The 9,356-nt window shown below is 40.7% G+C and carries 11 protein-coding genes and 1 pseudogene; 6 read left to right on the forward strand and 6 right to left on the reverse strand.

Annotated features, from left to right (window positions below; all coding sequences use genetic code 11):
- The 4 genes and pseudogenes from VB775_RS15340 to VB775_RS15355 all read left to right on the forward strand — a co-directional run.
- The coding region (locus tag VB775_RS15340) for an alpha/beta hydrolase (RefSeq protein WP_323216860.1) at positions 1 to 831 on the forward strand (831 nt) is incomplete at its 5' end.
- Positions 832 to 960: 129 nt separating this feature from the next.
- Complete coding sequence (locus tag VB775_RS15345; RefSeq protein WP_323216862.1) at positions 961 to 1,119, forward strand: hypothetical protein; 159 nt, start codon at positions 961 to 963, stop codon at positions 1,117 to 1,119.
- Positions 1,101 to 1,205, forward strand: a pseudogene (locus VB775_RS15350) (transposase); the annotation flags it as partial. The gene VB775_RS15345 and the pseudogene VB775_RS15350, both read left to right, overlap by 19 nt.
- A gap of 60 nt (positions 1,206 to 1,265) precedes the next feature.
- Positions 1,266 to 2,546, forward strand: coding sequence for a glycosyltransferase (locus VB775_RS15355; RefSeq protein WP_281009515.1), 1,281 nt, complete (start codon positions 1,266 to 1,268; stop codon positions 2,544 to 2,546).
- Here the strand turns inward: VB775_RS15355 and VB775_RS15360 are convergent.
- From VB775_RS15360 to VB775_RS15380, 4 genes are all read right to left on the reverse strand, one after another.
- On the reverse strand, positions 2,543 to 2,668 hold the full coding sequence (locus VB775_RS15360; RefSeq protein WP_323216864.1) for a hypothetical protein: 126 nt from the start codon (positions 2,666 to 2,668) through the stop codon (positions 2,543 to 2,545). The genes VB775_RS15355 and VB775_RS15360 overlap by 4 nt on opposite strands.
- 246 nt (positions 2,669 to 2,914) lie before the next feature.
- Complete coding sequence (locus VB775_RS15365; protein WP_281009516.1) at positions 2,915 to 3,136, reverse strand: hypothetical protein; 222 nt, start codon at positions 3,134 to 3,136, stop codon at positions 2,915 to 2,917.
- Positions 3,137 to 3,417: 281 nt separating this feature from the next.
- Complete coding sequence (locus VB775_RS15370) at positions 3,418 to 3,876, reverse strand: hypothetical protein (protein WP_281009517.1); 459 nt, start codon at positions 3,874 to 3,876, stop codon at positions 3,418 to 3,420.
- Between the two features lie 362 nt (positions 3,877 to 4,238).
- A complete protein-coding gene (locus VB775_RS15380; RefSeq protein WP_281009633.1) occupies positions 4,239 to 4,388 on the reverse strand; it encodes a hypothetical protein in 150 nt (49 codons plus the stop codon).
- A gap of 206 nt (positions 4,389 to 4,594) precedes the next feature.
- Here VB775_RS15380 and VB775_RS15385 point away from each other — a divergent pair, with 206 nt between their 5' ends.
- Entirely contained in the window at positions 4,595 to 7,000 is a 2,406-nt protein-coding gene (locus VB775_RS15385) for an NACHT domain-containing protein (protein WP_281009518.1), read from the forward strand.
- 61 nt (positions 7,001 to 7,061) lie between these two features.
- Here the strand turns inward: VB775_RS15385 and VB775_RS15390 are convergent, their stop codons facing one another.
- Both VB775_RS15390 and VB775_RS15395 read right to left on the reverse strand, forming a co-directional pair.
- Positions 7,062 to 7,574, reverse strand: a complete 513-nt coding sequence (locus tag VB775_RS15390) for a response regulator (RefSeq protein ID WP_281009519.1) — start codon at positions 7,572 to 7,574, stop codon at positions 7,062 to 7,064.
- Between the two features lie 108 nt (positions 7,575 to 7,682).
- On the reverse strand, positions 7,683 to 8,066 hold the full coding sequence (locus VB775_RS15395; RefSeq protein WP_323216865.1) for a hypothetical protein: 384 nt from the start codon (positions 8,064 to 8,066) through the stop codon (positions 7,683 to 7,685).
- A gap of 500 nt (positions 8,067 to 8,566) precedes the next feature.
- Here VB775_RS15395 and VB775_RS15400 point away from each other — a divergent pair.
- A partial coding sequence (locus VB775_RS15400) for an ATP-binding protein (protein WP_323216866.1) occupies positions 8,567 to 9,356 on the forward strand: 790 nt, incomplete at its 3' end.

Genomic DNA, 9,356 nt, shown 5'->3' on the forward strand with positions numbered 1-9,356 from the left:
GTTGATACGAACGGCATAAAATTGCACTACGTTACCGAGGGTAAAGGTGCGCTGATGTTGATGTTGCATGGATTTCCAGAATTCTGGTACTCTTGGCGACATCAAATCCCTGAATTTGCGAAAGATCATAAAGTTGTTGCTGTCGATCTGCGCGGTTATAACGATAGTGATAAGCCTCAAGCTCAATCTGCTTATGTGATGTCCGAGTTTGTGGAAGATATTAGAGGAGTAATCAAAGGCTTAGGCTATGAGAGTTGTATTCTGGTTGGTCATGATTGGGGAGGAGCGATCGCATGGTCTTTTGCCTATGCCTATCCTGAGATAGTGAGTCGTTTGATTGTGATGAATTTGCCGCATCCTGCTAAGTTTGCGGGAGGACTAAAGACTCCGCAGCAGATGCTGAAGAGTTGGTATATTGCGTTCTTCCAAATTCCGTTTCTGCCTGAGTTCTTGATTCAGTTAGATGACTATCGGCTCATTGAAGAGGCTTTTCGAGGAATGGCGATCGATCAGAGTGCTTTTACGGATGCGGATATTGAGCAGTATAAAAATGCTTTTGCTAAGCGTGGTGCTTTGACAGGTGCGATTAATTACTATCGTAATCTACCTGCCTATCTATGTAAGAAGAAAGTGTGGGATATTCTCAAAATTTCGACTTTGATGATTTGGGGTGAGGAGGATCGGGCTTTGGGTAAGGAATTAACCTATGGGACGGAGGAATATGTGCAGGATTTGCGGATTCGCTATATTCCTAATTGCAGTCATTGGGTGCAACAAGAGCAACCGCAGTTGGTTAATCAAGTGATGCGCGAGTTTTTGGAGCAGGAGTGAAGGCAATGCTGTGCTGAGCCAGTGACCTTAATTTTGCAACATTTTGGCATATGTGCTCACCATCGCTCAAGATATCAGCTAGTTAGGTAGATAACTTATTACCCCCCCCTTGATGACAAGTACCCTCAAGTGGGTCAAATTCTTGCTAAGATCGCAATATTGTCACTTAAGTCACCAATTGAGTTTCATTGTGCTGAGGTTCGGGCATATTTGCAAGGAGAGGGAATGCCGATTGGTGGGAATGATTTGTTGATTGCCTCACCCCTCAAAAAATATTCAAAGGCATAGTCAATTTGGGTAAAAACTCAGTCGGACGTTACTTTGGTTTCAAACTGCTTTTGATTATCAACGACAGGGCGGAATTGCTTGCTTTTAGTTCGTCGAAATCACGTTAATATAAAAATCACCATACCAATAAATTGAGATCGCCAACCATGACACATTTTGGGATTATTGCTCCAAGTACAACAGGACATCTCAACCCAATGTTGCCTATCGGGCAAGAATTACAAAAGCGTGGGCATGTTGTTACTTTTTTAGGGCTATTGGATGTGCAAGCGGCAGTCTTGGCAGCAGGGCTAGGATTTCAGGCGATCGGTGTAACAGAACTTCCTCTGGGAACAAATAAAAGGCTGTTTACAGAACTTGGAAAACTGAAAGGATTGGCTGCTCTAAAGTACACCGTTAACTTTGTTAAAAATGAAGCAGTTTTGATGTTAAGAGATGTGCCTAAGCATATTCAAGAATTGCAGATACAAGCATTGCTGGTTGACCAAGTTTCTTCCTATGGTGGTACGATCGCTGATTTTATGAATCTTCCCTTTGTCACCATATGTAATGCAGTAACTCTAAATAGAGAACCTTCTATTCCTCCTTTTAATACTAACTGGGCTTACAATCCTAATTGGTTAGGCATTTTACGTAATAAATTGGGCTATCAGCTTCTTAATAGTGCCACAAAAACAATTACCGAAGCAATCAATCAATTTCGACAACAGCATAATCTGCCACTCCACACTCACCCTAATCAGCGCTATTCCCAACTTGCTCAGATTAGCCAAGCTCCTACTGCATTTGAGTTTCCTCGCAAAGAACTACCGCCCCACTTCCACTTTACAGGACCTTATCAATCTGCCCAGAGCCGTCCAGCGATTAGTTTTCCCTTTGAACGACTAACGGGACAACCCTTGATTTATGCCTCTATGGGAACTTTGCAAAACAAACTCTTAAACGTATTTGTTGATATTGCAGAAGCCTGTGCAGATTTGGATGTGCAGTTGGTAATGTCTTTGGGTGGTGCTTCCAAGCCAGAGGATCTGCCTGTACTCAAGGGAAATCCTTTGGTTGTAGAATATGCTCCCCAATTAGAAATTATTCCTAAAGCTGCTTTGATGATTACCCATGCGGGTATGAATACAGCGATGGAATGCTTGACTAATGGTGTACCAATGGTGGCGATTCCTGTAGCAAATGATCAGCCAGGGGTAGCGACAAGAATTGTTTGGAACGGCTGTGGTGAAATGATTCCTGTTAAGAAATTGAATGCAGCAGTTTTAAAAAATGTAATTCAGAGGGTATTAACTAATCCTGAGTACAAAGAGAATGCGGTAAGGTTGCAAAAAGCTATTGCTGCTTCTGGTGGTGTCAACCAAGTTGCTAACATTATTGAGCAGGCAATCGCCACAGGCAAACCTGTTGTCTCTAACAAGAATTAAGCAGATCTGACATAGGGATCTAGATCATGCCATAGGTGGAGAAACTGCGCTTTGATATCATCAGCATTGGCAATCGACATATTTCGATAGTCAAACCTAGGAGCGACTGACTCTCCTATCAAGCCATATTCACCTGACTCGGCACTGGACAGTTAAAGCGTGATCGACGTATTTGCATTTTTTTAGCGGCATGAAATGGACGTTTCAGCCACTATCCCTGCTTAGCTGACCAATGCCCTATTGGTAAAGAGGTTGATCATTTGCCATTGAGGATCGGAGAGCGATCGCTTGTTGATCGCACCGCACCCAAGTCATAAACACCAGTTTTCCCTTCAGGAATGTCAATGGAGAACATGGTAGATGGATCGTTAAATTGCCAGATATTGCTTAGATTTGTCTAATTTCCACCATAGCTCTGCAATCTGTGTATAGGCTTCTTGGAATGAGATTTTACCGCCTGTTTCTAAGGCACAAATGATACTGACCCGATGCGAAAAATATTGCAAGTTAGAGTTAAACATCAAGTTCTCTGGCGTAACTTTACCGTAGTAGTGAGAATGAGGAAACATAACTTTGGTTGCAGTAGACATAATCTTTTCTCCTTAGACTTCAACTTAAAGTGACTAAATGTTTAGGTAGTCTTACTTCCTTCCCAGTTAATAATTAGCGGAGCAAGGCTTCTCCACACTAACTACTGATGTTACGTGGAACTCAGATGATGAATCTCTTGTTGCTAGCACGACAGGGCAACCACGGAGGGATTGCCCCTACTCCAATAATTTAGATTTTCGTAGGGGCTGTGCCCCCCGTGCCAGCCTTAGACTTAGATGATCGTAGGAATTCTATCCACGTAACATCAGTAACTATTAACCTAATACTTATTCGTTGAGTGAGTTAAGTGAGTTAAGTGAGTTAAGTGAGTTAAGTGAGTTGAGAGAGTTGAGAGGGAAGGGAGTGTCCAAATACCTTGATTAATTGTCCACATCACTGCTGCAATTAAGGTTGAGCTATAGACCACCAACAAAATATGATTAAGTGAATTTGCCTTTTGCTCTACAGGTTCTGGAGAGACAATTAGAATTTTGGAAAGTGGCTCTGGATGCCGCATAATGTAGGGTTGAATTCTGAGAGAATCTTGCTTCGAGATCGAGGGTGAGTAGATATCGACAAGATTAGTTTTTGCGATGTTAATGGGATACTTAGAATGAAGAGTATCTTCCACATCTCCAAACAGATCTATTAACTGATCAACTCTGTCTGTATAGGTATCAACGTCTTGCGTTACATAAAATTGATTTTCATGTTGATTTTTATCTGTATCTTTCATCATATGCCGACCTTACTCTTTTTATTATTCACAATCAGAATTTACGTTATTCACTTATTGGCAAGACCCCCACGGTTGCCTCTGGTGAATAAAATTAGTTTTGAGTAATGAAGCTCTAATTAAATCATTAAAATCAGACAAATTATTGTCAATTTATAGTCTGTAAACTGACAAAAAAAAGACAAATTTTAATTCATAACTGATGTTACGTGGAAGTTTGTAAAGCCCTTACCCCTAGCCCCTCTCCCGCAGGTGAACGCCTTTCTAAACTTATTGCTTTACTCACCCTAGCTTTATGTTGGGCTTTTTCTTCGGGGCTTTGGCTTGCTCAGCTCAATCCCCTAAAACCTAGAAAGCACGGTCGCTTACCTAAAAGCATTTTTCGTCTTGGCTTTGATTTCCTGCGTCACTTCATCTTTGACATCCATCTCAATTCCGAGGCTTTCTTCAACTCCATTAAATTTTTGTCCTGTACTTCGCTTAGTGATTAAAGTATTTACATTGGCTTTACCCATGTAAAACAGTTTGCCCAAACCCCACCCCGAATTGATAATCTAGATTTATTAAAGCAAAAAATCAGAAAAATTATTGTCAGTTTTTTGTCTAAATATTGTCCTGAAAACTGACAAAATACAATGCTAATCGTATGCTATCGACTAATTCCTTGACTGTATTTGTGTAAAATGTACTCTAGGACTTGATTAGGTATAAGGTTTTCGCTATGTCTAGACTGTCGAGTGCTGGGGTGGAAAAAGTCAATGTAGTCATTAAAAATAGTGGTCGTAATAAAACCGATCGCTATTGGACAAAAAAAGCGCTTGTGTCTCAAGAAACTTGGAATCGGTTTCGGACTGGCAAAATAAAGATTAGTTTTGCTAACTTTGTTGCCTGCTGCAAAGCATTAGACCTCGATCCCAATGAGCTAAAAGAACAAACATTTGAACAGCCAAACCTCAGCTTTTTGGGAAGGGCTAGAGCCATAGAAAGTCTGAATGCCCTAGCAAAGGCTACCAGAGTAATTGTGATCCACGGTGTGGGCGGTCAGGGAAAGACGACTCTGGCTCAAAAATATTTGCAAGAGCTAGAAAGCAATGGGTATCAGGTTATTGAGCTATATATGCCCATTGATGTTACCAATATTCCTTCAGCTAAAAGCGTTTTAGACGAGTGGTTTAATCGAGACTTTCATGAAATGTCTTCCTCACAGTTTACAGTTACCTTAGACAGACTGCGGCGGATACTCAAGGAGCAGAAGATCGCTATTTTAGTTGACAATATCGAGAGCTTGCTGGATGAAAATGGGAAGGTCATCCCAGAGCACTCTCAATATTTAGATCTATTTAGCGTGCTATCCGATCACGCCACCCAATCCATTACGATTGTGACCAGTCGATGCCGTTTGTTAGAGTCTAGATTACGCAGTGTTTATAACTATGCGATTCCGCCATTAAGTCAGTCCGATTGGCAAGATTACTTCACCTATAGCAATGTGCTTTTTGATGAGAAGTCATTGGCAGAAATGCATAGTAAACTAGGAGGAAATGCTAAAGCGATGACTAGTCTATGTGGCGAAATCTATATGGACTTCGATCGCAATGCTACAAATTTCTGGGAACAGCGCGGTGCGGATATACTAACTTCAGCCGATTTAAAGGATCTGGTCGCTGGACATTTAGAACATCTGAAAAAGCTGGAGCCATTAGCCTATGGCTTGCTAAGGCGGATGGGTTGTTATCGTTATCAGAGTATTCCCCATATTCCTGTTGAGGCGCTGTTCTATCAGTTATGGGATATCCCTGAAGCAGAGCATAACAAAATTATTGAAGTTCTCAAAAATCGGTCTTTAGTGGAGTTAATAAATGGAGAATATTCACTACATCCACTTGTGCGTGCAGAAGCGGTGTATCTTCTCAAGCAAAATGAAGAAGAGTTTACCAAGGCTCATAATAACGCTGCTGATTTTTGGAAAGCCAAAGTTCAGTCTTTAGATACTGACAAAGATCTCCTTATGGCGTTTGAGCCATGCTATCACTACTTAGAAACTAACGATCTCAATAAAATTATAGAAATATTCTTGAACCCAGATCTCCTCAGAGACGACAATCTTCACATGGCTTTTTATGGAAGACTTTCGCCAACTTTGGTGCTGGAGTTATTAGATAAAATAGAAGACAGAGTATTACTTTTACCTCCAGAACAAAGTATTCTAATTTTAGCCCAAGCAAAAAGGTTTCACGGAAGCTTATACTTCTTCTCAGGAGACCCCAAAAAAGCAGTCATGGAGTTTGAATCGACAATCAAAATTATTGAGCAAATCAACTCCAAACAATTAATACCTCTTCTGCTTTTTTGTGTTTTTCACGCTTTTGCCTGCAAGCTGGAATTGGGCGAGTTTGACGGAGCGCTTGTCCTGATTCAGCCCTATGTAGACAATATTGATCGGTACAAATATACAGATCGACCACTCGTGCGGCAATTATTCATTTTTCAAGCTTTTGCCTGCAAACTGGAATTGGGTGAGCTTGACGAAGCGATTGTACAGACTAAGCCCTATGCAGACAATATTGATCGGTACAAATATACAGATCACCCACTCTTGCGGCAATTATTCACTGTTTATCCACAATTAGTTCAATCTTTCATGCTGGCTATGAAACTTGAGCATGATGCTTCGGTAGCATTGGCTGAAGAGACTTATGAGGTTATTATAAATGACTCATTATCTATGTCTGACACTTCAAGAGCCTGTGCTTGCCTGTATCTTGGATTTGTATGCGTCATGAATAAAAGATTCGATCAATCTTTGAAAATATACAACACAGCTTTGCAATTTAGTCGTAAAGCTAGATACAGACAGCTTGAAAGCAAAGCCATGTATGGACTTGCAGAAGCCTATCGAAATATAGGAGATCTAACCAAGGCGAAGGAGTGCTGTTTGCAAGCAAAAGATATCTTGATAAAGATAGAACCAAAGTTAGATCTGGCTAAGGTATTAGTAGAAGAAGCTTTGATTGCCCGCGAGATGCGGGAGCATGGTTGTCAAGATAATTTTGAAAAGGCGATCGCACTTTTTACAGAATTAAATGCTCCCAAACAAGTAGAAAGAGTCAGAAAATTAATGGGCTAATTTGTAAGCGGTAGTTTACCAAGGATGCGTTACATTTCATTGGGGTGCTATAGCAAATGCTCTATAAAAATTGCTGAATTATGGTATTGAGAGTTTTTAACTTAACTGGTTTAGCCAGATATGCATTTGCTCCCGCCTTTAGACATTCTTCGCGAGCGCTTTCCTTTGTCAAAGCAGTTAAGGCAATAATCGGAATTTTGGCAATTGTTTCGTCATTACGAATCAGCCTGATCGCTTCTAGACCATCCATTTTCGGCATTTGAATATCCATGAGGATGATATCTGGAGAAGAAGTCTTAGTCGTCGCAACTGCTTCTTCTCCATCTCTGGCGAGGATAACACGGTAATTGATTGCGGTTAGATAAGAGCTGAAGGTTTGGATATTTGCTTCGTTGTCTTCAGCGAGCAGGATGAGAGGTTCGATCTCGCTTTCAGGATTTACGTTCAGTGGCGATGCTGCGGCATTTGACGCGGAGCCTGAAGTGTCGAACTGAGCAGTTGGGGTTACTTCTAGAGTGAATGAATTAATAATTCGGAATTCTGGAAAGTCATTTGGATAGTCGTTATTATTCATGTTTTGGTGCCGATATTACGTGGAAAGAATTTTTGCGATGTCAGATTATGTTGGACTGGTAATTGAATGTAGCTCTACAGAATCTGAATTCTTCAACTGCTATACAACCTAATTTCCCATAAACGTTAAGTGCAGTTGATAAAGCGGATGCAATAAAGTGGCAATCGCTTTATCATTAGAGATTACGCTTCCCTCTTTTGAAACCTGACAAGTGTTCCACCATTGAGGATTAAGACAACATAACTGTCGATAAAGATTGGAGTATTGATAACGTTGTTTATCCTTTTCAAGGAGATTAATATCTAAACCATTAAAATAAATGCGTTGAATAATTGAGCATGAAACTCGAAGGGAGCTAGATAGGCGGAGTTGTAGCGGAACATCTACCATCAGATTTTTCTTTCTAACAAAGGATAGATTTCTGGTAATTGATGGATTTCTGGCAATTGATGGATCATGGGTCAATATCCTTAAGGCTGGATGGGAAATCATTAGAACTAGTTTAAAAGAGGGATCAGAGCCTATACTGTCGCAGTAGGCAAAGCGATCGCAACAATGCAGGGTAACCACGGGGGGATTGCACCTACCTGAATAATTTAAATTTGGCGTAGGGGCTGTGCCCCCGCGCCAGCCCCGATTCTTCAACATTGCAGGAATTCCTTCCACGTTATAGCTATAGCCACCTGTATCAGGACAAATCAAAACCCTAATAGTGAGAGGCGGCGCGAAGCGCCGCCTCTCACTATTAGGGTTTTATGTCCTAACAAGAATGGCGACAGCTATAACATCAGTAAATACGTGATTGATTTATTTACTGATGTTACAAATGCAATTAAAGCAGCAAAATGAGACAAATTATTGTCAGTTTTTTTGTTTCAGTGTTTTCCTGAAATCTACTGACAAAAAAGACAAAAAAGACAAAAAAGACTAATTCCTTGACTGTGTTCGTGTAAAATGAACTTTAGGGCTTGATTGAGTATAAGGTTTTCGCTATGTCTAGACTGTCGAGCGCTGGGGTGGAGAAAGTCAATGTCACCATTAAAAACAGTGGTCGTAATAAAACCGATCGCTATTGGGCGGAAAAGGCGCTTGTGTCTCCAGAAACATGGAATCGGTTTCGGACTGGCAAAGTAAGGATTAGTGATAATAGCTTTATTTCCTGCTGCAAAGTATTGGATATTGATCCCAATGAGGTAAAAAAACACAATGAGATAAAAAAACACAATGAGGTAAAAAAATACAATGAGGTAAAAAAATACAATGAGGTAAAAAAACAAACAGTTGAACAGCCATTTGAACAGCCAGTTGAAGAGATAAACCTCAGCTTTTTGGGAAGGACTAGCGCCATAGAAAGTCTGAATGCTCTAGCAAAGGCTAACCGAGTAATTGCGATCCACGGTGTGGGTGGTCAGGGCAAGACAACTGTGGCTCAAAAATATTTACAAGAGCTAGAGAGTAATGGGTATCAGGTTATTGAGCTATATATGCCCATTGATGTTACCAATATTCCTACAGCTAAAAGTGTTTTAGACGAGTGGTTTAATCGAGATTTTCATGAAACGTCTTCCTCACAGTTTACAGTTACCTTAGACAGACTACGAAGGATACTCAAGGAGCGAAAACTCGCTATTTTAATTGACAATATCGAAAGCTTACTGGATGAAAATGGGAAGGTCATCCCAGAGCACTCTCAATATTTAGATCTATTTAGCGTGCTATCCGATCACGCCACCCAATCCATTACGATTGTGACCAGTCGATGCCGTTTGTTAGAGTCTAGAT

This window comes from Pseudanabaena sp. CCNP1317 (genome assembly GCF_034931345.1).
Lineage (GTDB): Bacteria > Cyanobacteriota > Cyanobacteriia > Pseudanabaenales > Pseudanabaenaceae > Pseudanabaena > Pseudanabaena galeata.

Coding starts and splice junctions, on each gene's coding strand:
- VB775_RS15380 (WP_281009633.1), bottom strand. CDS start 4,388: ATGGGTAAAGCCAATGTAAATACTTTAATCACTAAGCGAAGTACAGGA.
- VB775_RS15365 (WP_281009516.1), bottom strand. CDS start 3,136: ATGTCTACTGCAACCAAAGTTATGTTTCCTCATTCTCACTACTACGGT.
- VB775_RS15390 (WP_281009519.1), bottom strand. CDS start 7,574: ATGAATAATAACGACTATCCAAATGACTTTCCAGAATTCCGAATTATT.
- VB775_RS15385 (WP_281009518.1), top strand. CDS start 4,595: ATGTCTAGACTGTCGAGTGCTGGGGTGGAAAAAGTCAATGTAGTCATT.
- VB775_RS15370 (WP_281009517.1), bottom strand. CDS start 3,876: ATGATGAAAGATACAGATAAAAATCAACATGAAAATCAATTTTATGTA.
- VB775_RS15395 (WP_323216865.1), bottom strand. CDS start 8,066: ATGATTTCCCATCCAGCCTTAAGGATATTGACCCATGATCCATCAATT.
- VB775_RS15355 (WP_281009515.1), top strand. CDS start 1,266: ATGACACATTTTGGGATTATTGCTCCAAGTACAACAGGACATCTCAAC.